The sequence below is a fragment of the Micromonospora sp. NPDC049275 genome, assembly GCF_043197115.1.
Taxonomy (GTDB): domain Bacteria; phylum Actinomycetota; class Actinomycetes; order Mycobacteriales; family Micromonosporaceae; genus Micromonospora.
The window spans coordinates 322,779-348,355 of the sequence record NZ_JBICSN010000001.1 but is presented as its reverse complement, the minus strand read 5'-3'; the positions used below and the strand labels follow the sequence as shown (position 1 = coordinate 348,355).

The window sequence follows — 25,577 nt, the reverse complement described above, 5'->3', positions numbered from 1 at the left end:
CCTGGGCGCGTTGTGGAATACTCGCCGGATCATGACGCGCTACGGCCTGCTGATCCTGCCCGCCACCAACCGGGTGTACGCCCGCTCCGCCATCGACCTCACCCGGGCCGAGCTGGAGATCTTCGGCCGGTCGGCGCTCGACGGCCGGATCGGTGAGTTGGACACCGAGGTCGTCGGCGGGGCGAACTACGTCACGTTCGCCGGTGACGGGCTTACCGAGCGGGACCTGGCCGTCCTGGGCAACCTCTCCGCCGGGTACGCGCTGTTCGAGATCGTCGGAGACCTGCTGCGCCCGGTCGAGTGGAGCCGGCTGGACCGCTACGACGACGATCTGCTCACCATCCAGAAGTACCCCGGCAAGACGAACGAGCAGTTCACCAAGCTGCTGCTCAACGTCACCCTGCTCGCGTCGGACTGGGCCGGCGAGCTGACCAGCCGCCGGTTCCGGGTGCTCGACCCGCTCTGCGGTCGGGGCACCACCCTCAACCAGGCGCTGATGTACGGCTTCGACGCCGCCGGGATCGAGCGCGACCAGAAGGACGTCGAGGCGTACCGGGCATTCGTCACGGCCTGGCTGAAGCAGAAGCGGGTCAAGCACCGGGTCCTGGAGTCGGGGCCGGTGCGGCGGGAACGCAAGGTGGTCGGCCGGCGGGTACGCATCGAGTTGGCGCCGACCCGCGAGGAGCACAAGGCGGGCCAGACCCAACTGCTGGATGTGGTCAACGCCGACACCACCCGCTCGGCGGAGTTCTTCCGGCCGGAGACGGTCGACCTGGTGGTCGCCGACGCACCGTACGGCGTACAGCACGGCAGTCGTACCGCCGATCAGGGCCTGGCGCGTGACCCGCTGGCGCTGCTCGCGGAGGCCGCGCCGGTCTGGGCGCGGCTGCTGCGTCCCGGTGGGGCGCTCGGCATCTCGTGGAACACCCACGTCGCCAGCCGTGAGGACGCGGCGGCGGCGTTGGCCGACGCCGGCCTGACCGTTGTCGACGAGGAGCCCTACCGCGCGCTGCGGCACCGGGTGGACCAGTCGATCATGCGCGACGTGCTGGTGGCCCGCCGCCCGGCCTGACCCGGCCCGCCACACCCCGCGCCCGGCCGCCCGGCTGGCGATCCTCTCGACTTCCCGGAACTCGGGGTGTCCGGGGCCGCTTAATGCCCCGGTTTCCTGAAACCCGAGTCGATCAGCCCTGCGCGCGCCGGAGTTCTGTGCCGCATTTCACCTGTTCAGTTGGCCTGTGTGAAAACCGCGTCAAGAAAAGGTTCGCCTCCGTCATGGTCGCGTTATGACCCCTGCCGTCCGGCGGGTGGTGGGGCTTTGATTGCCCGGCGCGACCGGAAGGCGGTCGCGACGAACCTTTCCGGTAAGAGGAGTCAGCGTGTCTGACGTGGTGTTCGTGGTCCTCACGGTGGCGCTGTTCGCAGTGCTCGCCCTGGTGGTCCGGGCGGTGGAGAAGCTGTGAACGCGGTAAACGCCGTCGGTCTGGTGCTCGCGGTCGTGCTGGGCGCGTTCCTGGTGTTCGCCCTGCTGTTTCCGGAGCGCTTCTGATGACCATGACAACAGCGGGCGTCATCTTCATCGTGACGCTGGTGGCGGCCCTCGTCGCCGTCTACAAGCCGTTCGGTGACTACATGTTCCGGGCGGTCTCCGGCACCAAGCAGTCGCGTGTCGAGCGGGGGGTCTACCGACTGGTCGGGGTCAACCCCGCCGCCGAGCAGGCCTGGGGCGTGTACGCCCGCAGCGTGCTGGCGTTCTCCGCGGTCTCGATCCTGTTCCTGTACCTGTTCCAGCGGGTGCAGAACCACCTGTGGCTGTCCCTGGGCTTCGACCCGGTGGTGCCGCACGGCGCGTGGAACACGGCCGTGTCGTTCGTGACCAACACCAACTGGCAGTCGTACTCGGGTGAGTCGACGATGGGCCACCTGGTGCAGATGGCCGGGCTGGCCGTGCAGAACTTCGCCTCGGCGGCAGTCGGCATCGCGGTGGCGGTCGCGCTGGTGCGCGGTTTCGCCCGCAGCCGCACCGGGCAGCTCGGCAACTTCTGGGTCGACCTGACCCGGATCGTGCTGCGGATCCTGCTGCCGATCGCGGTGCTCGGCGCCATCGTGTTGATGATCGGCGGGGTGGTGCAGAACCTGTCCGGCGGCACCGACGTCACGACCCTGACCGGCGGCGCCCAGACCGTCACCGGTGGTCCGGTCGCCAGCCAGGAAGTGATCAAGGAGCTGGGCACCAACGGTGGCGGCTTCTACAACGTCAACAGCGCGCACCCGTTCGAGAACCCCACCACCTGGACGAACTGGCTGGAGATCTTCCTGATCCTCCTGATCCCGTTCAGCCTGCCCCGGGTCTTCGGCCGGATGGTCGGGCAGAACCGGCAGGGCTACGCCATCGCGGCGGTGATGGGCATCCTCGCGTTCGCCAGCGTCGCCATCACCAACATCTTCGAGCTGGCCGGCCACGGCACGGTGCCGCAGGCGGTCGGGGCGGCGATGGAGGGCAAGGAGGTGCGGTTCGACGTGTCGAACTCGGCCACCTTCGCCGCCGCCACCACGCTCACCTCTACCGGCGCCGTCAACTCGTTCCACGACTCGTTCACCTCGCTCGGCGGCATGATGACGATGGTCAACATGATGCTCGGCGAGGTCGCGCCCGGCGGCACCGGTTCCGGCCTCTACGGCCTGCTGATCCTCGCGGTGATCACGGTGTTCATCGCCGGGCTCATGGTCGGCCGCACCCCTGAGTACCTGGGCAAGAAGATCGGGTCACGGGAGATCAAGTTCGCCTCGCTGTACTTCCTGATCACACCGATCCTGGTGCTCGTCGGTACGGCGGCGGCGTTCGCCACCGGCAACAACTCCACAGCGCTCAACGTCGGCCCGCACGGCCTCTCCGAGGTGCTGTACGCGTTCACCTCGGCAAGCAACAACAACGGCTCCGCCTTCGCCGGCATCACCGTCAACACCACCTGGTGGGACACGGCGCTCGGGCTGTGCATGCTGCTGGGCCGGTTCCTGCCGCTCATCTTCGTGCTCGCGTTGGCCGGCTCGCTGGCCCGCCAGGCACCCACCCCCGCGTCCGAGGGCACCCTGCCGACCCACCGACCGCTGTTCATCGGCATGGTCGTCGGCGTCACTGTGGTCCTCGTCGCGCTGACCTTCCTGCCCGCGCTCGCGCTCGGCCCGCTGGCAGAGGGGCTCTGACCATCATGAGGAACGAGGACATGTCCGTCACGTCCGCCCCGACAGAGCAGCTCCCCGGTACTCCGGCGACCCAGGGCAACCGGGTCGGCGGGGGTCTGCTCGACCCCCAGCAGCTCGTCCGGTCCCTGCCGGACGCCGTACGCAAGCTCAACCCGACCACCCTGTGGCGCAACCCGGTGATGCTGATCGTGGAGATCGGCGCCGCCTTCACCACGGTCCTGGCGGTGACCGACCCGTCGGTGTTCGCCTGGGCGATCACCATCTGGCTCTGGCTGACAGTGATCTTCGCCAATCTGGCCGAAGCGGTCGCCGAGGGCCGGGGCAAGGCCCAGGCCGCCGCCCTGCGGCAGGCCAAGCGGGACACCATCGCCACCCGGCTGCTCGACTGGAAGCCGGGCGCGCGGGCCAACACCTACCGCGACGAGGCGGTACCCGCGCCGGAGCTGCGCCAGGGCGACGTGGTGCTCGTCGAGGCGGGCGGCATCATCCCCGGCGACGGTGACATCGTCGAGGGCATCGCCAGCGTCGACGAGTCGGCCATCACCGGCGAGTCGGCCCCGGTCATCCGGGAGTCCGGTGGGGACCGCAGCGCGGTCACCGGGGGCACGAAGGTGCTCTCCGACCGGATCATCGTCAAGATCACGCAGAAGCCGGGGGAGAGCTTCATCGACCGGATGATCGCCCTGGTCGAGGGCGCCAACCGGCAGAAGACGCCGAACGAGATCGCGCTGAACATCCTGCTCGCCGCGCTCACTGTCATCTTCCTGCTGGCCGTGGTCACCCTCCAGCCGCTGGCGATCTTCTCCAAGGCGTACCAGGCTGCCGCCCCGGACAGCGGGGCGATCACCGGTTCCGGTGTCACGGGTGTCGTACTGGTGTCACTGCTGGTCTGCCTGATCCCGACCACCATCGGCGCGCTGCTCTCCGCCATCGGCATCGCCGGCATGGACCGGCTCGTGCAGCGCAACGTGCTCGCCATGAGCGGCCGGGCCGTCGAGGCGGCCGGCGACGTCAACACCCTGCTGCTGGACAAGACCGGCACCATCACGCTTGGCAACCGGCAGGCCGCCGAGTTCGTACCTGTCGAGGGGGTCGACGCCGCGACCCTGGCCGACGCGGCGCAGATGTCCAGCCTGGCCGACGAGACCCCGGAGGGGCGCTCGGTCGTCGTACTGGCGAAGAACGAGTTCGGGCTGCGCGAGCGCGAGCCCGGCGTGATGCCGCACGCCACCTTCGTGCCGTTCACCGCGCAGACCCGGATGAGCGGCGTCGACCTGACCCCGGACGCCAGCGTGGACGGCGGCGCGGCGGGCACGGCCCGCCGGGTCCGCAAGGGCGCCGCCGCCGCGGTGATGAAGTGGGTACGCGAGAACGGCGGCCACCCGACCGAGCAGGTGGGCGAGATCGTGGACGCCATCAGCGGCACCGGCGGCACGCCGCTTGTCGTCGCCGAGCACGTCGACGGTGAGCCCGCCCGCGCCCTGGGCGTCATCCACCTCAAGGACGTCGTCAAGTCCGGGATGCGCGAGCGGTTCGACGAGATGCGCCGGATGGGCATCCGGACCGTGATGATCACCGGTGACAACCCGCGTACCGCGAAGGCCATCGCCGACGAGGCCGGGGTGGACGACTTTCTGGCCGAGGCGACGCCGGAGGACAAACTCGCGCTGATCAAGCGGGAGCAGGAGGGTGGCCGGCTGGTCGCGATGACAGGTGACGGCACGAACGACGCGCCGGCGCTCGCGCAGGCCGACGTCGGGGTGGCCATGAACACCGGCACGTCGGCCGCGAAGGAGGCCGGCAACATGGTCGACCTCGACTCCGACCCGACCAAACTGATCGAGATCGTGGAGATCGGCAAGCAGTTGCTGATCACCCGTGGCGCGCTTACCACGTTCAGCATCGCCAACGACATCGCGAAGTACTTCGCGATCATCCCGGCCATGTTCGCCGGCCTCTACCCGAGCCTGGACGCGCTGAACATCATGCGGCTGGCCAGCCCGGAGTCGGCGATCCTGTCCGCCGTCATCTTCAACGCCCTGGTGATCATCGCGCTGATCCCGCTCGCCCTGCGGGGTGTGCGGTACCGGCCGGCCGCCGCGTCGAAGCTGCTCAGCCGCAACCTGCTGGTCTACGGACTGGGCGGCATCATCGTCCCGTTCATCGGGATCAAGATCATCGACCTGCTCATCCAGTTCATCCCGGGGATTTCGTGATGCGTCTACCCACCTGGATCGCCCAACACCTCGCCGCCCTGCGCGCCCTGCTCGTCTTCACGGTGCTGCTCGGGCTGGTCTACCCGCTGGCACTTGTCGCCGTCGGTCACCTGCCCGGCCTCGACCACAGGGCCGACGGCTCGCTTGTCACCTCGGGCGGGACGACTGTCGGCAGCTCGCTGATCGGCCAGTCCTTCACCGACGCGGACGGCAACCCCGTCGCCCGCTACTTCCAGTCCCGCCCGTCGGCCGCCGGCGACGGCTACGACCCGACGTCCACCTCGGCCAGCAACCTCGGCCCGGAGAGCGTCGTCGACACCCTGGCCACCGACCCGGAGGAGGCCGGTGAGAGCCTGCTGACCCAGGTCTGCGGGCGCAGCAAGGCCATCGGCGAGCTCGACGGCGTCGACGGACGGCGGCCCTACTGCACCGACGACGGGGTGGGCGCCGTGCTGGCGGTCTTCCGTGCCGACGGTCTGACCGGCCGGGTCACCCGGGTGGTGAGCGTCAACCAGGTCGCCCCGGCCACCCCGTTCGTGTCCTCGTACCAGGGGGTGCCGGTGGAGCTGGCCCAGCCGGGCGAGGACTACGTGGCCGCCGGCGGGGTGGTCACCCCGATCCGGGGCGACGCGCCCGCCGACCCGGCCGTGCCCGCCGACGCGGTCACCGCCAGCGGCAGCGGCCTCGACCCGCAGATCAGCCCGGCGTACGCCGAGTTGCAGGTCAACCGCGTCGCGCGGGAGCGCGGGGCCGACCCGGCGGCGGTTCGCAAGCTGGTCGACGAGCACACCGACGGGCGCGGGCTCGGGTTCATGGGTGAGCCGAGAGTCAACGTGTTGGAGCTCAACCTCGCGCTCGACAGGCAGTTCGCGGCGCGCTGAGCGCACTCGCGAGCGGGGCCGTGCCGACCGGGCGCGGCCCCGCCCGCCGATCTGACCAGGGAGGATGAACCCCGTGCCACGCGGAGAACTGCGCATCTATCTCGGGGCCGCCCCCGGCGTCGGCAAGACGTACGCCATGTTGGAGGAGGCCCAGCGGCGAGCCTCGCGCGGCGCCGACGTGGTGATCGGTTTCGTGGAGACCCACGGTCGTCCGCACACCGCCGCGATGCTCGGCGAGCTGGAGCAGGTGCCCCGGCGCGCGATGACCTACCGGGGCGCCGAGTTCACCGAGATGGACGTGGACGCGGTGCTGGCCCGCCGGCCGGAGATCGCTGTGATCGACGAGCTGGCGCACACGAACGTGCCCGGCTCCCGCCACGACAAGCGCTGGCAGGACGTCCAGGAGCTGCTCGACGCGGGGATCGACGTGCTGTCCACGGTCAACGTGCAGCACCTGGAATCGGTGAACGACGTCGTCGCGCAGATCACCGGCACCACGCAGCGGGAGACCGTGCCCGACGAGATCGTCCGCGCCGCCGAGCAGGTCGAGCTTGTCGACATGACCCCGGAGGCGCTGCGCCGCCGGATGGCGCACGGCAACATCTACCGACCCGACAAGATCGACGCCGCGCTGGGCAACTACTTCCGGGTCGGCAACCTCACCGCGCTGCGTGAACTGGCGCTGCTCTGGCTTGCCGACAAGGTCGACGAGCAGCTCGACAGGTACCGCAGCCAGCAGGGCATCGCCGCCACCTGGGAGGCCCGGGAACGCGTCGTGGTGGCGTTGACCGGCGGCCCGGAGGGCGAGACGCTGATCCGCCGGGCGGCCCGGGTCGCCGCCCGCAGCAAGGGCGCCGACCTGCTCGCCGTGCACGTGGCCCGCAGCGACGGCCTGGCCGGCGCGGACCCCGCCCAACTGGCCCGCCAGCGGGTGCTCGTCGAGAGCCTCGGCGGCACGTACCACCAGGTGCTCGGCACCGACGTGCCGGCCGCGCTGCTCGACTTCGCGCAGGGCGTGAACGCCACCCAGCTGGTGCTCGGGGCCAGCCGGCGGGGTCGCCTCGCGCAGATCTTCGCCCGGGGCGTCGGGGTGACCACCACAGCGCTCTCCGGCTCGATCGACGTGCACCTCGTCAGCCACCGGCAGGCCGGCAAGGGACGCCGGGCGGCGGCCGTGCCGGCGGCGCTGTCCCGACGTCGACGGCTGCTCGGCTTCGGCCTGGCCGTGCTGGGCATGCCGCTGCTCACAGTGCTGCTGAAGGCCCTGCCCGACCTGACGCTCACCAACGACATCCTGCTGTTCCTCGCCGGGGTCGTCGGGGTCGCGCTCGTCGGCGGGGTGTGGCCGGCGCTGATCGCCGCGCTCGGCGGGTCGCTGCTGCTCAACTGGTTCTTCACCCCGCCGTACCGCACGCTTACCATCGCCGAGGCCGACAACCTGCTCGCCCTGGCCGTCTTCGTCGGTGTGGCGCTGGCGGTGAGCTGGATCGTCGACGTGGCCGCCCGGCGTACCCGGGAGGCCGCGCGGGCCGCCGCCGACGCGCAGACCCTCGCGGCCGTCGCCGGTGGGGTGCTGCGCGGCGAACGCCCCCTGCCCGCCCTGCTCGACCAGCTCCGGGAGACCTTCGGGCTGCGCGCGGTGAGCGTGCTGGAGTTGGCCGAGGAGGCCAGCGGCCGCCCCGAGCGCGCCCGCGAGGAGCACGCCTGGTGCGTGGTGGCAAGCGTCGGCGAGCAGCCGGCGTGCACGCCCGACGGCGGCGAGACGGCGGTACCCGTCGACGACCGGATCACAGTCGTGCTCAGCGGGCGGCGGTTGCAGGCCGCCGACCGGCGGATCGTCGAGGCGTTCGCCGCCCAGGCCGCCGTCGCGCTGCGCCAGGAACGGCTCGCCGAGGAGGCCGCCACCGCCCGGCCCCTGGCCGCCGCCGACCGGATGCGCACCGCGCTGCTCGCCGCGGTCAGCCACGACCTGCGTACGCCGCTGGCCTCGGCGAAGGCGGCGGTGACAAGCCTGCGCAGCCACGACATCGAGTTCGACGAGGCCGACCGGGAGGAGCTGCTGGAGACCGCCGAGGAGTCGCTGGACCGGCTCGCCCGGCTGGTCGGCAACCTGCTGGACATGAGCCGCCTCCAGGCGGGAGTGCTGGGCATCTCGGCGACGGCCATCGGCCTGGAGGACGCCGTACCCCTGGCGTTGGACGAACTTGGCCCGGCGGCCGCGACTGTCGGCACGGACATCCCGGCCGACCTGCCGGCCGCGACCGCCGACCCGGGCCTGCTGGAACGGGTGCTGGTGAACGTCATCGCCAACGCGCTGCGCTACAGCCCGCCGGACCAGCCGCCCACCGTCACGGCCAGCGCGCACGCCGGCCAGGTGGAGCTGCGGGTCATCGACCGGGGGCCGGGCATCCCGGAGGACCAGTGGGAGCACGTCTTCCTGCCGTTCCAACGCCTCGGTGACCGGGACAACCAGACCGGCGTGGGTCTCGGGCTCGCCCTGTCCCGGGGGTTGGCCGAGGCGATGGGTGGCAGCATCACCCCCGAGACCACGCCCGGCGGTGGGCTCACCATGGTGCTGCGGTTGCCCGCCGCCGCGCAGACCAGCCCGGAGGAGCCGCAGGAATGACGCGCATCCTGGTCGTCGACGACGAACCGCAGATCCTGCGCGCCCTGCGGATCAACCTGCGCGCCCGCCGGTACGAGGTGGACGTCGCCGCCACCGGGGCCGCCGCGTTGAAGGCCGCCGCCAGCCACCCGCCCGACCTCGTGGTCCTCGACCTCGGCCTGCCCGACATCGACGGCGTGGAGGTGATCCGCGGCCTGCGCGGCTGGACCGCCGTGCCGATCATCGTGCTCTCCGGCCGGGCCGGCAGCGAGGACAAGGTCGCTGCGCTCGACGCGGGCGCGGACGACTACGTCACCAAGCCGTTCGGGGTGGAGGAGTTGCTGGCCCGCATCCGCGCGGTCACCAGGCGCCTCGCCGCGCCCAGCGAGGCCGTGCCGGCGCTGCGGATCGGCCGGCACACAGTCGACCTGGCCGACCACCGCGTGTGGCGCGACGACGACACCGAGGTCAAGCTGACCCCCATCCAGTGGAGCGTGCTGGAGAAGCTGCTGCGGAACCCCGGCAAGCTGGTCAGCCAGCGCCAGCTCCTCCAGGACGTGTGGGGGCCGGAGTACCAGAACGAGACGAACTACCTGCGGCAGTACCTGGCCCAGCTGCGGCGCAAGCTGGAGGACGACCCGGCCCGCCCCCGCCACCTCATCACCGAGCCGGGAATGGGCTACCGCTACCGACCGTGACCGTCGAGCCTGCCCTTCGGCGGTCCCGCACCTGTCCAGGGATCGGCGGTGCCGGAGGACCGGCGCCGGGCACGCCGGCATGGCGAGTAACGTTCCAAGCGGACCAAGATCGGCGTACGAGGAGGCTCGATGCAGACGACGACTGTGGACATTACGACCGGCGACGGGATCGCGGACGCAAGCCTCACCCGCCCGGACGGGGACGGCCCGTTTCCGGCGGTGCTGCTGTTCATGGACGCGTTCGGACCCCGCCCCCGCCTCGTGGAGATGGCCGAGCGGATCGCCGAACGCGGCTACCTGGTGCTGACGCCCCACCTGTTCTACCGGGCCGGCCGGGCGCCGCTGTTCGACCTGTCGGGTCTCGGCGATGCCGACCAGCGCGGCGCGATCTTCGAGAAGATCATGCCGCTGATCGGCGCGTTGACCCCCGACGTGATCAGCCGGGACAGCGCCGCGTACCTCGACTTCCTGGCCGCCCGCGACGACGTCCGGCCGGGTCCGGTCGCGATCACCGGCTACTGCATGGGCGGCACCAACGCGCTGCGGGCCATCGAGGCGCACCCGGACCGGATCGCCGCGATGGCGAGCTTCCACGGCGGGCGGATCGTCACCGACGCGCCGGACAGCCCGCACCTGGGCGTCGACTCGATCACCGGCGAGGTGTACTTCGGCCACGCCGACGCCGACCAGTCGATGACTCCCGAGCAGATCGCCACGCTGGAGAAGGCGCTCGACAGCGCCGGTGTGCGCTACCGCTCCGAGGTGTACGCGGGCGCGCACCACGGCTACACCATGTCCGACACCCCGGCGTACGACGAGCAGGCCACCGAACGCCACTGGGCGGCCCTGTTCGACCTGCTCGACCGGACCCTCCCCACGACCTGACGCAGGCGTCGTTCAGCCGAGGCCGCCCCGCTCGTCGCGGTCGTTGCGGAGCCGGCCGGGCGTACGCGTCGTGACGCTGAACCGCCCGTCGGCCTCCATCCGCACCTCCCGGACCTGGTCGAGGTCGACGACGCCCTGCTCACGCAGCAGGGTGTGCAGCTCCTCGTTGGTGATCAACTCGCGGCGCATGTTGCCCCGGACGACACGCCCGTCCCGCACCAGCACCAGCGACCCGGGCCGGATCAACCGGGCGGCGGCCTGCCAGCGGTACGCGACGGGCTACCCGCCGCCCGACCAGCCATGCCTAGCCGCGACGGAGCAGCACCGGGCCGGCGTCGATGCGGGTGCGGAACAGCGCGTACGGCTTGCGTCGCAGGTCCTTGCCCCGCTGGTACTGCGCCTGCCGGTGCAACTGGTTGGCGGTCACGTAGAGATGCCCGTCGGTGGCCACCGACATGGTGTCCGGCCAGAGCAGTCGCGGATCGTGGACGAGCGTCTCGTACTGGCCGTCCGGGTGCCGACGCAGCACCGCGTTGTGCTCGTACGAGGTGAGGTAGATCCGCCCGGCGTCGTCGGACTCCAACCCGTCCGACCCGGTTGCCTTGTCCCCCTCGTCCACGACAGTGGCCGCCACCGCCTCCTGGGTGACCGACGGGTCGGCGAGCGCCTCGGCGGACACGCTGTACAGGCGTCGGGAGATCAGCGGCGCGTAGTACAGCCGGCTGCCGTCGGCCGAGATGGCGATGCTGTCGGAGCCCATGCTCATCGGCTTCGGCGGCCCGTCCTTCGGGCGGGACATGAGCGGCCGGCCCTCGACGAAGGGGCGGTAGTTCTTCAGCGGTTCCGCCTTCGTGGACGGGTGGTCGTGCAGCCGCCGCCAGGAGGCCCCACTGGCCAGGTCGACCACGATGATCCCGTTCGGTCCGGAGTCCGCCGAGTCGGTGATGTACGCGACCCCGGCCTCCCCCCGGCGCAGGTCGAAGCGGACGTCGTTGAGGTACGTCGTCGGCGGCGCCACGTCCTGCGGGAAGGTGATCACCTGGGCCACGGTGTCGGTGTCCAGGTCGATCCGGACCAGCTTCGGCCCACCCGGCTTGGTGGGCTGGAACATCGGGCTCCCGGTGTCCACCACCCAGAGCCGGTCCGCCGGGTCCACCACGATGCTCTGCACCGACACGAACGCGCCCGCGTCGTCGTCGCCGGACGGGGTGTTCCACGCCTGGTCGGGGTAGGGCACCTCCCGTCCGTCGCGCAGCTCGACGACTGTGGCCGGCACGTCGTCGCCCCACTTCGGGAAGTTGACGAAGATCCGGCCCCGGTGCGAGACGCTCACCCCGGTCGGCATCGGGCCGGTGAACGTGTGCACCAGCTCCAGCTCGCCGAGCGGCTCGTCGCCGACCGGCCCGTTCATGACGCCCGCCCCACGGTGCTCATCGGCTCGCTCCCTAGCGTCGGCTGGTACCGCTTCGGAAGCGGTTGTTCCCGCCCTGGCGTCCGATATGCCTCCGATCAGCTCACTGGTGCACCGGCTCGCGCGGCGGGCAGGCCGGGCACCGGGACGTCCACCGCGAGCAGCGCGCCGTCCTGCGGGCCCGGCGTGTCCAGCCCCACCCGGGCGGTGCCGACGAAGAGGCGGCGCAGGTCGGGGCCCCCCAGGCAGATGCCGGCCGGCTGCCTGGCCGGCAGTCGGATCTCCCGATCGAGGGTGCCGTCGGGCCGGTAGCGGCGGACCGCGGAGCCGCCCCACAGCGCGATCCAGAGGTGGCCGGCCGCGTCGAGCGTCATGCCGTCCGGACCGCCGTCGGCCGGCGACAGCCGCACGAACGGCTCCCGCCCGTGCAGGGCGCCGGTGGTGGGGTCGACGGTGAACCTGTCGATCTCGCCGCGTGGCGTGTCGGCCAGGTACATGGTGGTGCCGGCCGCGTCGAACGCCGGCCCGTTCGGGATGGTCAGCCCGGTCACCGCGGGCACCGGCTCGGCGCCCGGGGTGAGGCGGAACAACGTGCCCCCGCCGGGCACCGCGGCGTACGTCATGCTGCCGGCCCAGAAGCGGCCGTGCGGGTCGGCGACCGCGTCGTTCATCCGGGTCGGCTCGGACGCGTCACCGACCAGGTCGGCTACCGGTCGGGGATCGCCGGTGGCGGGCAGCACTGCGACGCCGGTGCCGGCGGCGGCCAGCCACTCGCCCGGTCGGTCGACCACCGGGGCGACCGCGCCGAGCGGCACGTCGAGGCGGCGCAGCTCGCGCAGCGGGGTCGGGGCGTCGCCGTCGGTCTCCAACAGCCGCCCGGCCAGCAGGTCGACCAGGACCAGCCGGTCGTCGACCCAGCGCAGGCCCTCACCCAGCTCCAGCCGGTCGGTGCTCCAGACGGTCGGCTCGGTCAGCTCCATGGTGCTCCTCCAAAGGATCTCCGGTCGGCGGCGGCTGGTCCGCGGCAGTCGGTGCGGCGGCCCGCGCCGGCCGTCGCACTCGTCAGCGGACCGTACCGCCGGGGCCGTGGTCGAGCAGCGTCAGCTCCGCCCGGTCGGGCAGGCCCTCCCAGTCGCCAGTGGTGGCGACCGCGAACGCGCCGGTGGTGACCGCCCGGTCCAGCCGGGCCGAGGCGTCGGCGCCGTCCAGCCAACCGGAGAGCAGGCCGGCCACGAAGGCGTCGCCCGCGCCGACGGTGTCCACCACCGGCACCGTCCGGGCCGGCCGGTGCAGGGCGCCTGTCGCGCGGTGACTGGTGGCCCCGTCGCCGCCGTGCTTCACGACGACCTCGGTCACGCCCGCCGCGAGCAGCGCGTCGACCGGGTCGGACGCGTCGCTCAGCACGGCCAGCTCGTCGTCGGAGGCGACCACCAGGTCGATCGAGGGCAGCAGCGGGCGCAGCGCCGCCGCGGCCTCGGCTACCGACCAGAGCCGGCTGCGATGGTTGACGTCCAGGCAGATGGTGCTGCCCGCCGCACGCGCCCGGCGTACCGCCTCCACCACCGCCTGGTACGGCCCGGTGCCCAGTGCGCAGGTGATGCCCGTGACGTGCAGCAGCCGGGGCGGCGGCCCGGGCGCGTCGAAGACGCGTGTGACGTCGGCCGGGCCGAGCCGGGAGCCGGCCGAGCCGGCGCGGTGGTAGGTGACCCGGTTGATGTCGGCGACCCGGTTCTCGAAGAGGATCAGCCCGGTGGGCGCGGCCGGGTCGACCCGGGACCAGGTCAGGTCGACGCCCTCGGCGCGCAGTGTGCGGCGGACCAGCTCGCCGGGCTCGTCCGCGCCTGTGACACCGAGCCAGGTGGCGTGGTGACCGAGCCGGGCCAGCCCGATGGCCACCGTCGACTCGGACCCGGCGACGGAGATCCCGGCGGTGCCGCCCAGCCGCAGCGGGCCGGTGGTGCGGAAGGCGGCCATCGTCTCGCCGAGCGTGAGCAGGTCGGTCACTGCCGTACCGCCGCGAGGAAGGCGGCCGCGCGCTCGCGCAGCGCGGCCGGGTCACCGCCACGGACGGCGTCGCCGAGCAGCGGCGAGCCGACGCCTACCGCCACCGCTCCCCGGTCGAGGTAGCGTCGCGCGCCGTCCGCGTCGACCCCGCCGACCGGCACGAACGCGGTGCCGGGGAACGGGTCACGCAGCGCGCCCAGGTAGTCGGGCCCACCGAACGAGGCGGGGAAGAGCTTGACGGCGGCGGCGCCCGCGCTGCTGGCCTGCACCACCTCGGTGGGGGTGAGCGCGCCGGCGAGCACCGGCAGGTCGAGCCGGGCGGCCTCGGTGACGCTCGGCGCCAGCGCCGGGGTGACGAGGAAGCCGGCGCCGGCCTCGGCGGCCGCCCGGGCGTCCTCGGTGCTGAGCACGGTGCCCGCGCCAAGGGCGTACCCGGGCCCGAGGGCGGCCCGGGCGCGGCGGATGATGCCGAGCGCGTCGGCGCTGGTCAGCGAGACCTCGACCAGGGCGACGCCGCTCTCGGCAAGGGTGAGCACGGCGGCCAGCGCCGCGGCCGGGTCCGGGCCGCGCACGATGGCCAGCAACCGGTGGGTACGCAACTCGTCGAGCAGGTTCATCGCGAATGTCCTCGGTGGATGCGGTGGGCGGAGATGGTGAGTCGCCAGGCGACCTCACCGGTGTGCGGGACGATCGCCGCGTCGGAGGGGCCGGCGTCGGCCAGGTCGAAGGCGGCGCCGAGCATCGGCTCGACACCGATGCTGCGGTAGGGACGGTCGGTCGGCCAGCCACCCAGGTTCCGCCAGAGCGCCGTGCTGCGGGGCTGGTCGGCGCACTCCAGCTCCAGGGTCAGCCGGTCGTCGCCGTCGATCACCTGGACCCGTGGGCAGTCGAGCAGCACCGCGCCGAGGGCGGTGCCGTCGTCGGGGCCGAGCGTGTCCAGCGGCAAACCGGCGGGGGAGGGCCACGACCCGGTGAGCCACGGGTCGCCGTCGCGCCAGGCGTCCGGCGGGAGCAGCACGGCGGCCTCCGGGTGCAGCCGGGTCAGGGTGCCGGCGGGCGCGTCGAGGCGGGCGGCGGGGGAGAGGTCGAGCAGGGCGTGCGCGGCCCAGACGAACCGGTGACCGGGGTCGGCGGCCAGCCGGTAGTCGGCCACCACCACGCCACAGTCATCGGTGATCCGGCGGCTCAGCGTGAACGTCGGCCGCTGGATCACCACGGTGCCGGGGCCGGCGCTCCGCCACGGCCGCGACCACACCTCGCCGTGGTCGGGTAGCCCGCGCACGGTGGGCAGGCACTCCTCCAGGCCGCCGGCGTCGACGAACGGTTCGTCGGGGCGTACGTCGTGCCGGCCGTGTGCCAGGCCCCGCCACAGCCACTCCCGTTCTCCGCCGTTGAGGCTGGTCCACCGGCCGCCGTGCGCGGCGTCGTACGCCACCCGCAGCGGCACCGGCCCGGTCACCATTCGGCGAACGACCCGTCGTCGTGCTGCCAGACCGGGTTGCGCCAGGTGTGCGGGGTCTGCGCGGCCTTGCGGACCGCCGCCTCGTCCACGGTGATGCCCAGGCCGGGCCGGTCGAAGCGGGCGATGTGCCCGTCCACGAAACGGAACGGCTCCGGGTCGAGCACGTAGTCCAGCAGCTCCGAGCCGACGTTGTAGTGGATGCCGATGCTCTGCTCCTGGATCAGGAAGTTCGGCGTCGCGAAGGCCACCTGGAGGCTGGCCGCCAGGGAGATCGGGCCGAGCGGGCAGTGCGGGGCGAGCAGCGCGCCGTACGTCTCGGCCAGCGCGGCGATCCGGCGGACCTCGGAGATGCCACCGGCGTGCGACAGGTCCGGCTGGACGACGGCGACACCGGCCTGCAACGGGGTGAGGAACTCGGAGCGGCCGTAGAGGCGTTCACCGGTGGCCACCGGGATCGGCGTGCCGGCGACGATGTCGCGCAGGTGGTGGGCCTGGTCGGGCAGGACCGGCTCCTCCACGAAGAACGGGCGCAGCGGCGCCAGCTCGGGCAGGATCCGGCGTACGGCGGCCAGCCCGGCACGGCCGTGGAAGTCCAGTGCGATGTCCCGATCCGGGCCGAGCACCTCCCGGGCGGCGGCGACCCGATTGACTATGGCGTCCACCTCGGCGGAGGTGGGGATGGCGGAGAGCCGGCCGCAGGCGTTCATCTTGACCCCGGTGAGGCCTGCGGCGACCTGCGCGGCGGCGGCGTCGGCGACCTCGTCGGGCTCGTCCCCGCCGATCCAGGAGTAGATCCGTACCTTCTCGCGGACGGCTCCGCCGAGCAGTGCGTGCACCGGTGCGGCGTACGCCTGCCCGGCGATGTCCCACAGTGCCTGGTCGAGGCCGGCGACGGCGCTGGAGAGGATCGGGCCGCCCCGGTAGAAGCCGCCCTTGGTGAGCACCTGCCAGTGCTGCTCGACGCGCAGGGGATCCTGACCGACCAGGTATTCGGAGAGCACCTCGACCGCGCTGCGCACCACCTCGGCGCGGCCCTCGATGACCGGTTCACCCCATCCGACGAGCCCGTCGTCGGTCTCCACCCGGCAGAACAACCACCGTGGCGCGACCAGGAACGTCTCGATCCGCTCGATCTTCACTGACTGCCCCTTCGTCCCCGTGCCTTCTCGACGTCGCGGACGGCCTTGTCCAGCAACTCACGCATGGCGGTCTCGGCCGCCGACTCGTCCCGCTCGCGCAGCGCGTCGACGACCGCGCGGTGGCTCGGCACCGGGTCGTCGTGCGCGGCGCCGCCGTGCACGAGGCGGTCGCGTTCGGCGAGCCCGGTCTCCATCACCACCTCCATCCGTTCCAGCAGCTCGTTGTGGGTGGCGGCGAGCAGCGCACGGTGGAAGGCGAGGTCGGCGGCGACGGCGGCGGCAGGGTCACCGTCGGCCTCGGCCATCTCGGTGAGTGCCCGGTCGAGGGCGGCCACGTCGTCCTCGGTCGCGCGGGTGGCGGCCAGCCGCGCGGCGGCCGGCTCGATGATGGCGCGCACCTCGTGCAGCTTTTCGAGCAGACGCTCGTCGGGGCCCTCGGCGAACTGCCAGCGGATCACGTCGCCGTCGAGCAGGTTCCAGTCGGCGCGGGGCCGGACGAAGGTGCCGCGCTTCTGCCGGGCGTCGACGATGCCCTTGGCGGAGAGGACCTTCAGCGCCTCGCGCAGGGCCGTCAGGCTGACGTCGAACTCCTCCTGGAGAGCGACGATGTTCAGGGTCGCGCCGGCAGGGATCTCACCGGTGAGGATGCGACGGGCGATCGCTTCGACGGTCTGCCCGTGAATGCCGCGGCGTGCGTACTGTGCCAATGCTCCTGGCCTTCTCGCTGGTCGGTATCGATCTCTCAGGCCGAGGCTTTCACCGCTGTCCAGCCACCGTCCACCACGAGGCTCGCGCCGGTGACGTAGGCGGCGTCCGGCGAGGCGAGGAAGGCGACTGCCCCGGCCACCTCGTCCGGGGTGCCGAAGCGCTTCGCCACGGTCTCGGCGACGCTGCGCCGGCGGTCCTCTTCGGACACCTCGGCCCAGGCGGCGGTGAGGATGGGACCGGGCAGCACGGTGTTGACCCGCACCTGTGGCCCGTACTCGACGGCGAGTTGCCGGCCGAGCGCGACCAGGCCGCCCTTGGCCGCCGCGTACGCGGGCCGGCCGGGCAGCCCGACCAGCGCGTGTACCGAGGAGATCAGCACCACCGCGCCGGCGCGTGCCCGCAGGTCGTCCAGGCAGGCGCGGACGCCGAGGAACGAGCCGGTGAGGCTGACGCCGAGCTGGTGGTCCCAGGACTGTCGGCTGGTCTCGTGGGCCGGGGCGACCCGCACGGCGTACGCGGTGCTGACGAGGATGTCGACCGGGCCGAGGCCGGCCCGTACGGCGGTCACGGCCGCCGTCCAGTCGGCCTCCTCGCTGACATCGCCCACTACGGACAGTGCGCGGTCACCGCGAGCGGTCAGTTCCTCGGCCAGCGGTGTCGTGTCTGCCACGTCGAGCAGTGCGACAGCCGCGCCTTCGGCAGCGAGTCGCCGGGCGATGGCCGCGCCGATCCCACCCATCGCGCCGGTGACCAGCGCGTTCTTGCCTTCAAGCCGGCGCATAGGCTGATCCACCTGACCTCGCCTTGATCTCATCTAATCATTAATTACGAAGATATCTTGACAGCCGGCGACGGCCGATGCAACCTTCTGGTCACACACATTCACCTGGCCGACACATCGCGTCGTAACGCTGCGTGTCGTAGAGGAAGGACACCACCGTGAGCGACTTCGACCCCGGTCGCCGGCGATTCCTTGGCCACCTCGGGCTCGCGGGCCTGGGTGCGCTCGGCGCGAGCTCGTTCCTCAGCGCGTGCGCCAGCTCCGCCAGCGGGCCGGCCGCGGGCAACGGCTCGGGCGCGGTCACCATCCAGTCCAACCTCTCCTCGCCGCAGGCCAAGGCGGCGATGGAGAAGCTGATCGAGACGTTCAACAAGCAGGGCAAGGGCACGGCGAGCCTCAACACGATCGCCTCGGAGACCTTCCGGACCCAGCTCCCCACGTACCTCACCTCGGCCAACCCGCCGGACCTCTACACCTGGTACGCGGGTTCGGTAGCCAACGACTACGCGAGCAAGAACCTGCTGCTGGACGTCTCCGACGTCTGGAAGTCGCTTGGCGACTACCCCCAGTCGCTGCGCACCCTCTCCACCGACGCCAGCGGCAAGCAGATCTTCGTGCCGATGAACAACTACTGGTGGGGCTTCTTCTACCGAAAGTCCAACTTCGCCAAGTGGGGCGTGCAGGAGCCGAAGACCTGGACGGAGTTCCTGGCGGTCTGCGAGACGCTGAAGAGCAAGGGCGTCCCCCCGATCGGCATCGGCCTCGGCGACACCCCGTGGGTCGCATCGGCCTGGTTCGACTACCTCAACATCCGGATCAACGGCGCACAGTTCCACCGCGAGCTGCTCGCCGGCAAGCAGCGCTTCGACGACCCGAAGGTCAAGGCGGTGTTCACCCGCTGGCGGGAGGCACTGCCCTACTTCGACCCCAAGGGCAAGGCGTACCCGTTCCAGGAGGCGACCACCGCGCTGCTGGCCGGCAAGACGGGGATGTTCCTGATCGGCACGTTCTTCGCCGACGCCGCTCCCAAGGACGCCCTCGGCGACCTCGACTTCTTCCGGTTCCCGATCATCGACCCGGCGGTGCCGCTGGCCGAGGAGGCGCCGACGGACGGCTTCTTCGCCAGCGCGAAGACCGCCAACCCGACCGGCACCCGGGCTCTGCTCACGTACCTGGCCTCGACCGAGGCGCAGGAGGCGTACGTCAGGGCCAGCTCCGGCATCGTCCTGCCGGCCAACCCGAAGGCCAAGGCGTCCGACTCGCCGCTGGTGGTCAAGGGCAAGGCGATGTTGGACGAGGCCAAGGAGCTGACCCAGTTCTTCAACCGCGACTCCAGCGACGCGCTCCAACCGACCGCGGACACCGCGCTTACCAAGTTCATCGACAAGCCGGACCAGATCGACGCGATCCTGCGGGAGTGGCAGGCCGGCGCCGAGAAGGTCTTCAAGGGCTGACGTGACAGCAACGATCTCCACGACTTCGGTCACCCCCACCCGGCGGCGGCGACGGTCGGCCCGACTGTCGCCGCTGCTGGTGGCGTTCGTCCTGGTGCCGTTCGCGGTCGAGAGCATCTGGGTGTTCTGGCCGGCGCTCCAGGGCTTCTGGTTCTCGCTCACCCGCTGGGACGGAATGTCGTCGCCGGCCTTCGTCGGCACCGACAACTACGTCGAGCTGGCCGGCGACGCCACCTTCCGCGGCGCGCTGATCAACACGGTCATCTGGCTGGTGCTCTTCGGCGGTCTCTCCGTGCTGGGTGGCTTCGGCATGGCGCTGGTCCTGCAGAAGGAGCGACGCGGCGTCGGCTTCTACCGGGCCGCGCTGTTCACCCCGGTGGTGTTCTCGCTCGTGGTGACCGCGCTGGTCTGGCGGGTGTTCTACCAACCCGACGGCATCGCCGACACGATCCTGCGCGCCGTCGGGCTGGAGAGCCTGATCCGGCCCTGGCTCGCCGACCCGCAGACCGCTCTGTACGCGGTGATCCTGCCCGCGCTGTGGCGGCAGATCGGGTACGTCATGGTGCTGTTCCTGGCCGGCCTGAAGGCCATCGACCCGGCGCTGCACGAGGCTGCGCGAATGGACGGCGCCAACTCCTGGCAGCGGCTGCGGCACGTGACCATTCCCCAGCTCAAGGGGGTCAACGCGGTGGTGCTCTCGGTCATCGTGATCGACTCGCTGCGCTCCTTCGACATCGTCTGGTCGCTCACCAAGGGCGGCCCGTACCACTCGTCGGAGCTCCTGAGCACCTACATGTACTCGACCGCGTTCCAGAGCCTGCGGCTGGGCTATGCCTCCGCCATCGCCGTCGTGATCTTCGTGCTCGCGCTGGCGGTCATCCTCGGCTACCTGGTCCGCGCGTTCCGGGAGGAAGCGTGATGAACAAGCTCCGTACCGGGGCCTTCCACACCGGCATGATCCTGCTGTCGCTGCTCTGGCTGGGTCCGGTGCTCTGGGTCGTGGTGATGTCGACCCGGTCGTTCGACGACATCGCCGCGCACGGGGTGGGCAGCCTGCCCCGGTCGTTCACCCTGGACACGTACCGGCAGGCGTGGACCGACGGCGGCGAGCTGCGGGCGCTGATCAACAGCATGGTGGTGGCCGTCCCGTCGGTGGTGCTGAGCCTCGGGCTCGCGGCGATGGCGGCGTTCGCGCTGAGTCGGTTCCGGATCCCCGGGCGGCGGACGATCCTGCTGTTGATGCTCGCCGGCAACCTGCTGCCACCGCAGATCCTCCTCATCCCGGTGGCGAAGTTCAGCGAGCTGACCGGCCTGTACGACACGCTCTGGGCGCTGATCGCGGTGCAGGTCGGCTTCGGGCTCGGCTTCTACACGTTCGTCCTGCACGGATTCATGCGGGACCTGCCGGGCGAGATCCAGGAGGCGGCCACCATCGACGGCGCCGGCACCGCGCAGATCTTCACGAGGGTGATGCTGCCGCTGACCCGCCCCGCGTTGGCCGCCCTCGGCGCGCTCTCCTTCACGTGGATCTTCAACGACCTGCTCTGGGCGATCACCGTGCTGCGGACCGACGACAACATGCCCGTCACCCCGGCGCTGCTCGCCCTCCAGGGCCAGTTCGTCTCGTCCTGGAACGTCATCGCCGCCGGTACTGTCATCGCGGCCGTGCCCACCGTCGCGGTGTTCCTCCGCTTCCAGCGGCACTTCGTCTCCGGGCTGGCGCTCGGAGCGGTCAAGTGACCGCCGAGGCCGGGCAGCGCTGGACGCTGCGTGGTGCGCACACCGAGTACACCGTCGCCGTGCCCGCGCACGGGCGCTGGCTGGAGCTTGTCGCGTGGGGGCCGCACGGCGTCTCCGACGGGCCGTCGCCTGTCGCCTACGACGGGCCGGTGCCGTTCCTCACCGCCGGGGACGCCGCCCCCATCGAGTACGCCACCGACGCCGACCGCCCCTTCACGGGCGCCGACCTGGTGATCGAGACCGTGGACGGGAAGCGCCGGGTGGGGTTCGTGCACACCGACGCGCGGATCGACGCCTACCAGCGGGAACTGGCCGTCGACTTCGCCGACCCGGTGACCCGGCTGCGCGCCACAGTGCACTACCGCGTGCCCGAGGGTACCGACGTGGTGCAGCGCTGGGTCGAGCTGAGCAACGACGGCACCGACACGCTGCGGGTCGTCCGCGCCGGCTCGGGCGGGTTCTGCGTACCGACGCCGCACGGCGCGCTGCTCAGCCACCAGTGGGGGCAGTGGTCGCAGGAGTTCCAGCTCTCGCACGTCGAGCTGGGCCACGGCGCGTTCGGCATCGGCAGCTCCCAGGGCGTACCCGGGCACCTGCACGTGCCCTGGCTGGCCGTCCGCGACACCGCCGAGCCGGCCGGCCCGGCCTGGGGGATGGCGCTGGCCTGGACCGGCTCGTGGGAGATCAGCGCCGAGCGGGACACCGGCGGCCTGACCCGGGTGCGGGTCGGCCGCCAACTGGTCGACGGCCCGCTGGAGATGGCCCCCGGCGAGCGGTTGACACTGCCGGTGGTCACCGGCGCGTACAGCCCGGACGGCCTGGACGGTCTGGCCCGGGTCTGGCACACCCACCAGCGGCTGCTGGCCGGAGACCGGCTCACCCCGCGCCCGGTGCTCTACAACTCCTGGGAGGCCACCTACTTCGCCGTCGAGGCGCAGAGTCAGTTGGCGCTCGCCCGGATCGCCGCCGAGCTGGGCGTGGAGACGTTCGTGGTGGACGACGGCTGGTTCGTCGGCCGGAACGACGACACGGCCGGCCTGGGCGACTGGACGCCCGACCCGGCCAAGTTCCCCGCCGGCTTCGACGCGTTCGTCGCCGAGGTCCGCGCGCTCGGGCTGAACTTCGGGCTCTGGGTGGAGCCGGAGTGCGTCAACCCGAAGTCGACCCTGTACGCCGAACACCCGGACTGGGTGTACGCCGTGGACGGCCGACCGCTCACCCCGGTCCGCAACCAGTACCTGCTCGACCTGGGCCGACCCGAGGTCGCCGAGTTCGTCCACTCCACGGTGGACGGGCTGCTGCGTCGGTACGACATCGACTACCTGAAGTGGGACTTCAACAGGCCGCGGACCGAGCCGGGTCGCCCCGGCGGGGTCGGTCCCCTCGACCTGGACGGCGCGCACGTCGCCAACCTGCACCGGATCTACGAGCGGCTGCGCCGGGACCACCCCGACGTGCTGATCGAGGCGTGTGCCGGCGGCGGCGGACGGACCGACCTGGCGATGGCCGCCCGCGCCGACGTCTTCTGGCCCAGCGACAACACCGGCCCGCTGGACCGGCTGGCCATCCAGTACGGCTTCCTGCACGCCAACGCCCCGCACCTGCTCAGCTCCTGGGTCACCGACGCGCCCGGCCTGTTCGATCCCCGCCCGCGAACGCTGGCGTTCCGCTTCGTGCTGGCGATGGCCGGCGTGCTCGGCATCGGCGCGGACATCCGGGCGTGGACTCCCGCCGAGCGGGCCGAGGCGGCCGACTGGATCGCCCGCTACAAGGAGATCCGCGACGTCGTCACGCGCGGCGAGGTGAACCTGATCGGCGGCCCCGACCAGGCCCGCTGCGCGGTGCAGTACACCGCGCCGGACCAGCGTCGGGTGGTCGTGCTGGCCTGGCACACCGGCCGGCTCGACGGCGCCGGCCTGCTTCCGTCACGCCCGGTCCGGCTGCCACTCCGCGGCCTCGACCCGGCGGCCCGCTACTCCGACGGCGAGCGGCACTACTCCGGCAGCCACCTCGGCGCGGTCGGCCTGCCCGTGCAGTGGAGCGCGACCCACGACGCCGACCTCATCGTGCTGACCCGCGACTGAGGCCGGAGCACCACCACCCCCACCCCCGAGGGACAGGAGTACCTCCATGCGCCTGAACCGACAGCTGACCGCTGCCCTGGCCGTACTCGGCCTGGGCCTGGCCAGCCCCGCAGCGGCCATGGCCGCTCCGCCCCACGCTGGCCCACCGCAGGCCGGCCACGGTCCCGGTCGCCCCGGCCACACGCCGGCCAGCGCCGGAGCCGAGGACCAGGGCGCGCCCACGTTCTTCGACAGTGGGCTCGCCCCGACGCCCTACCAGGGCTGGAACACCTACTTCGGCCTCGGTGGCGATCCCACCGAGGCCGAGGTCAGGTCGGTCGCCGACCACATGGTCCGCAGTGGCCTGCGCGACGCCGGCTACACGTACGTCTGGATCGACGGCAACTGGGCCGCGCCCACCCCGCGCAACGAGGCCGGTCAGCTCGTCGCCGACCCGGCCCGCTTCCCGGGCGGGATGGCCGCGCTTGCCGCGTACATCCACAGCCTGGGGATGAAGGCCGGCATCTACACCGACGCCGGCCCGTACCTGCCGGGACAGTGTGGGCTCGGCAGCAACGGCCACTACCAGGCCGACATCGCGCAGTTCGCCGGCTGGGGCTTCGACGCCCTCAAGGCCGACTGGCTGTGCGGCCGGGCCGCCGGCCTCGACCCGGAGGCCACGTTCCGCGAGCTGGCGCAGGCGGTACGCCAGTCGCCCCGGCCGATGCTGCTCAACATCTGCAACCCGGTCAGCTCGGACTGGGGTGGTGGTCCGTACACCCCGGAGCAGCTCTCCACCTGGAGCTACACGTACGCGCCGACCATCGCCGACTCGTGGCGGACGTACACCGACGTGGGCCTGACCGACCCGAGCCCGCAGTGGGCGTACCCGTGGGTGCTGCGCAACATGGACGTCAACGCGTACCACCCGGCGGCCACCGGGCCGGGGCACTACAACGACCCGGACTACCTGCTGCCGATGCGACCGCTGCCCGACGGCGGGTACGAGCTGAGCCTGGAGGAGTCCAAGACGCAGCTCGGCATGTGGGCCATCATGGCCGCGCCGCTGGTGATCGGCTCCGACCCGCGCGGCCTGCCGAGGGAGATGATCTCGGCGCTGACCAACCCCGAGATCGTCGCGGTGGACCAGGACCCGCTGGTCCGCCAGGGCGTCAAGGTCGCCGACACCGGCACCGACGCGCAGGTGTGGAGCAAGGTGCTCACCGGACCCGGCAAGCGGGCGGTCGCGCTGCTCAACAGGCACGACACCGCCCAGCAGATCACCGTGACCTTCGCCGACGTCGCGCTCGGCGGATCGGTCCGTGTTCGTGACCTGTGGGCCCGCGCCGACGTGGACGCCCAGCCGAACACGCCGGGCGTCCAGCCGTTCACCGGCTCGTACACAGTCGAGGTCCCGGCGCACGGCGTGGCCATGCTCGGCCTCACCGGCACCGACCAGGTCGCCGGCGCCAGTCTCGGCGGCACCGCCAGCGCCAGCCCCGCGCTGGTTCGGGTGGACGACGCGCACGCCACGGCCTTCGTCCGCGACGCGCGGGGCGCGCTGGCGGTCAACACCCGCTCCGGTACGACGTGGGGGACCGGGTGGACCTCGCTCGGCGGCCCGGTCGGCGGTCGGATCCTCGGCCAGCCGGCCGCGTACGCCTCGGCGAACGGGCGGATCGACGTGTTCGTCCGCGGCACCGACAACGCCGCCTGGCGACGCAGTTACGTCGCCGGTAAGTGGGGGCCGTGGCAGAGCCTCGGCGGCACGCTCACCGACGGCCCGACGGTGGCGTGGACCAGCCCCACACAGTGGACGCTCGTCGTCCGTGGCGCCGACGGCAAGCTCTGGTCGCGTACCCCGACCGGCGGCTGGAGCGGCATCGGCGCTCCCGACGACAGGCCGACCTACGGCCGGCCGAGCGCTGTCGTCGACGACGCCGGCGTGCTGCACGTGGCCGTGCGCAGCCGTACCGACGAGGTGTGGTGGCGCAGCCGGACCGGCGCCACCTGGTCGGCCTGGACCAACCTGGGTGGCACCACAAGCGGCAGCCCGACGCTGCTCGCCACCTCGGGGCGGGTCTACCTGTTCGCGCTGGCCGCCGACAACCGGCTGTGGCAACGCAACCTGACCGACGGGTCGTGGGGCGGCTGGTTCCGTCGCGGCGAGTTCGCCACCGACGCGTTCCGGGGTGCCCCGGGGGCCGCCGCGGGCACCAACGGCAGCGCCTGGCTGGCCGTGCGTGGCGCGGACGACCGGGTACACCAGATCGTCCTCTGATCCGCGGGGTGGCGGGCCGCTGAGCGGCGGCCCGCCACCCGCACC

The 25,577-nt window shown here is 72.1% G+C and carries 21 protein-coding genes and 1 pseudogene; 13 read left to right on the top strand and 9 right to left on the bottom strand.

Annotation, left to right across the window (positions count from 1 at the left end; genetic code table 11):
* Positions 1-31 precede the first annotated feature (31 nt).
* The 8 genes from ACGFIE_RS01635 to ACGFIE_RS01600 all read left to right on the top strand — a co-directional run bounded on the left by ACGFIE_RS01635 (position 32) and on the right by ACGFIE_RS01600 (position 10,489).
* Positions 32-1,072 (top strand): TRM11 family SAM-dependent methyltransferase, encoded by a 1,041-nt coding sequence (locus tag ACGFIE_RS01635; RefSeq protein ID WP_393289956.1) that lies wholly within the window; start codon positions 32-34, stop codon positions 1,070-1,072.
* A gap of 387 nt (positions 1,073-1,459) precedes the next feature.
* Positions 1,460-1,549 (top strand): K(+)-transporting ATPase subunit F, encoded by a 90-nt coding sequence (gene kdpF / locus ACGFIE_RS01630; RefSeq protein WP_036410889.1) that lies wholly within the window; start codon positions 1,460-1,462, stop codon positions 1,547-1,549.
* Positions 1,549-3,204: a potassium-transporting ATPase subunit KdpA gene (gene kdpA / locus ACGFIE_RS01625; RefSeq protein ID WP_393289953.1), complete on the top strand. Its 1,656-nt coding sequence runs from the start codon at positions 1,549-1,551 to the stop codon at positions 3,202-3,204. Before kdpF ends, kdpA begins: the two co-directional genes overlap by 1 nt.
* A gap of 20 nt (positions 3,205-3,224) precedes the next feature.
* Positions 3,225-5,420 carry a potassium-transporting ATPase subunit KdpB gene (gene kdpB, locus ACGFIE_RS01620; protein WP_393289950.1) on the top strand — a complete coding sequence of 732 codons (2,196 nt, stop codon included), beginning with the start codon at positions 3,225-3,227 and terminating at the stop codon, positions 5,418-5,420.
* The gene (locus ACGFIE_RS01615; RefSeq protein WP_393289948.1) at positions 5,420-6,301 is read left to right on the top strand and encodes a potassium-transporting ATPase subunit C; all 882 of its coding nucleotides are present in this window, start codon (positions 5,420-5,422) and stop codon (positions 6,299-6,301) included. The genes kdpB and ACGFIE_RS01615 overlap by 1 nt, the downstream gene beginning before the upstream one ends.
* Positions 6,302-6,374: 73 nt before the next feature.
* Positions 6,375-8,927, top strand: coding sequence for a DUF4118 domain-containing protein (locus tag ACGFIE_RS01610; protein WP_393289946.1), 2,553 nt, complete (start codon positions 6,375-6,377; stop codon positions 8,925-8,927).
* Positions 8,924-9,604, top strand: a complete 681-nt coding sequence (locus ACGFIE_RS01605; protein ID WP_393289944.1) for a response regulator — start codon at positions 8,924-8,926, stop codon at positions 9,602-9,604. Before ACGFIE_RS01610 ends, ACGFIE_RS01605 begins: the two co-directional genes overlap by 4 nt.
* 129 nt (positions 9,605-9,733) lie before the next feature.
* Positions 9,734-10,489: a dienelactone hydrolase family protein gene (locus ACGFIE_RS01600; RefSeq protein WP_393289942.1), complete on the top strand. Its 756-nt coding sequence runs from the start codon at positions 9,734-9,736 to the stop codon at positions 10,487-10,489.
* A gap of 12 nt (positions 10,490-10,501) precedes the next feature.
* On the opposite strand, the pseudogene ACGFIE_RS01595 reads toward ACGFIE_RS01600, so the two are convergent.
* The 9 genes and pseudogenes from ACGFIE_RS01595 to ACGFIE_RS01555 all read right to left on the bottom strand — a co-directional run.
* Positions 10,502-10,765 (bottom strand): annotated as a pseudogene (locus tag ACGFIE_RS01595) (YetF domain-containing protein); the annotation flags it as partial.
* Between the two features lie 28 nt (positions 10,766-10,793).
* Positions 10,794-11,900: an L-dopachrome tautomerase-related protein gene (locus ACGFIE_RS01590; protein ID WP_393289940.1), complete on the bottom strand. Its 1,107-nt coding sequence runs from the start codon at positions 11,898-11,900 to the stop codon at positions 10,794-10,796.
* A gap of 98 nt (positions 11,901-11,998) precedes the next feature.
* Positions 11,999-12,880 (bottom strand): SMP-30/gluconolactonase/LRE family protein, encoded by an 882-nt coding sequence (locus ACGFIE_RS01585; RefSeq protein ID WP_393289938.1) that lies wholly within the window; start codon positions 12,878-12,880, stop codon positions 11,999-12,001.
* 82 nt (positions 12,881-12,962) lie between these two features.
* Positions 12,963-13,904: a sugar kinase gene (locus ACGFIE_RS01580; protein ID WP_393289936.1), complete on the bottom strand. Its 942-nt coding sequence runs from the start codon at positions 13,902-13,904 to the stop codon at positions 12,963-12,965.
* Positions 13,901-14,521, bottom strand: coding sequence for a bifunctional 4-hydroxy-2-oxoglutarate aldolase/2-dehydro-3-deoxy-phosphogluconate aldolase (locus ACGFIE_RS01575; protein WP_393289934.1), 621 nt, complete (start codon positions 14,519-14,521; stop codon positions 13,901-13,903). The genes ACGFIE_RS01580 and ACGFIE_RS01575 overlap by 4 nt, the downstream gene beginning before the upstream one ends.
* Entirely contained in the window at positions 14,518-15,366 is an 849-nt protein-coding gene (locus tag ACGFIE_RS01570) for a hypothetical protein (protein ID WP_393289932.1), read from the bottom strand. Before ACGFIE_RS01570 ends, ACGFIE_RS01575 begins: the two co-directional genes overlap by 4 nt.
* The gene (gene dgoD, locus ACGFIE_RS01565) at positions 15,360-16,505 is read right to left on the bottom strand and encodes a galactonate dehydratase (RefSeq protein ID WP_393289930.1); all 1,146 of its coding nucleotides are present in this window, start codon (positions 16,503-16,505) and stop codon (positions 15,360-15,362) included. Before dgoD ends, ACGFIE_RS01570 begins: the two co-directional genes overlap by 7 nt.
* Positions 16,502-17,212 carry an FCD domain-containing protein gene (locus tag ACGFIE_RS01560; RefSeq protein ID WP_363684921.1) on the bottom strand — a complete coding sequence of 237 codons (711 nt, stop codon included), beginning with the start codon at positions 17,210-17,212 and terminating at the stop codon, positions 16,502-16,504. The genes dgoD and ACGFIE_RS01560 overlap by 4 nt, the downstream gene beginning before the upstream one ends.
* Before the next feature lie 35 nt (positions 17,213-17,247).
* On the bottom strand, positions 17,248-17,994 hold the full coding sequence (locus ACGFIE_RS01555; protein WP_393289928.1) for an SDR family NAD(P)-dependent oxidoreductase: 747 nt from the start codon (positions 17,992-17,994) through the stop codon (positions 17,248-17,250).
* Positions 17,995-18,152: 158 nt separating this feature from the next.
* Between ACGFIE_RS01555 and ACGFIE_RS01550 the strand changes: the two genes are divergently transcribed.
* The 5 genes from ACGFIE_RS01550 to ACGFIE_RS01530 are packed head-to-tail and all read left to right on the top strand — an operon-like array spanning position 18,153 to position 25,532.
* Positions 18,153-19,448, top strand: a complete 1,296-nt coding sequence (locus ACGFIE_RS01550) for an ABC transporter substrate-binding protein (RefSeq protein ID WP_393289926.1) — start codon at positions 18,153-18,155, stop codon at positions 19,446-19,448.
* A 1-nt stretch (position 19,449) separates the two neighbouring features.
* Positions 19,450-20,367: a sugar ABC transporter permease gene (locus ACGFIE_RS01545; RefSeq protein ID WP_357240798.1), complete on the top strand. Its 918-nt coding sequence runs from the start codon at positions 19,450-19,452 to the stop codon at positions 20,365-20,367.
* On the top strand, positions 20,367-21,188 hold the full coding sequence (locus tag ACGFIE_RS01540) for a carbohydrate ABC transporter permease (RefSeq protein ID WP_393289924.1): 822 nt from the start codon (positions 20,367-20,369) through the stop codon (positions 21,186-21,188). The genes ACGFIE_RS01545 and ACGFIE_RS01540 overlap by 1 nt, the downstream gene beginning before the upstream one ends.
* Positions 21,185-23,272 carry an alpha-galactosidase gene (locus ACGFIE_RS01535; RefSeq protein ID WP_393289922.1) on the top strand — a complete coding sequence of 696 codons (2,088 nt, stop codon included), beginning with the start codon at positions 21,185-21,187 and terminating at the stop codon, positions 23,270-23,272. The genes ACGFIE_RS01540 and ACGFIE_RS01535 overlap by 4 nt, the downstream gene beginning before the upstream one ends.
* 46 nt (positions 23,273-23,318) lie before the next feature.
* Positions 23,319-25,532, top strand: coding sequence for a glycoside hydrolase family 27 protein (locus ACGFIE_RS01530; RefSeq protein WP_393289919.1), 2,214 nt, complete (start codon positions 23,319-23,321; stop codon positions 25,530-25,532).
* Positions 25,533-25,577 lie beyond the last annotated feature (45 nt).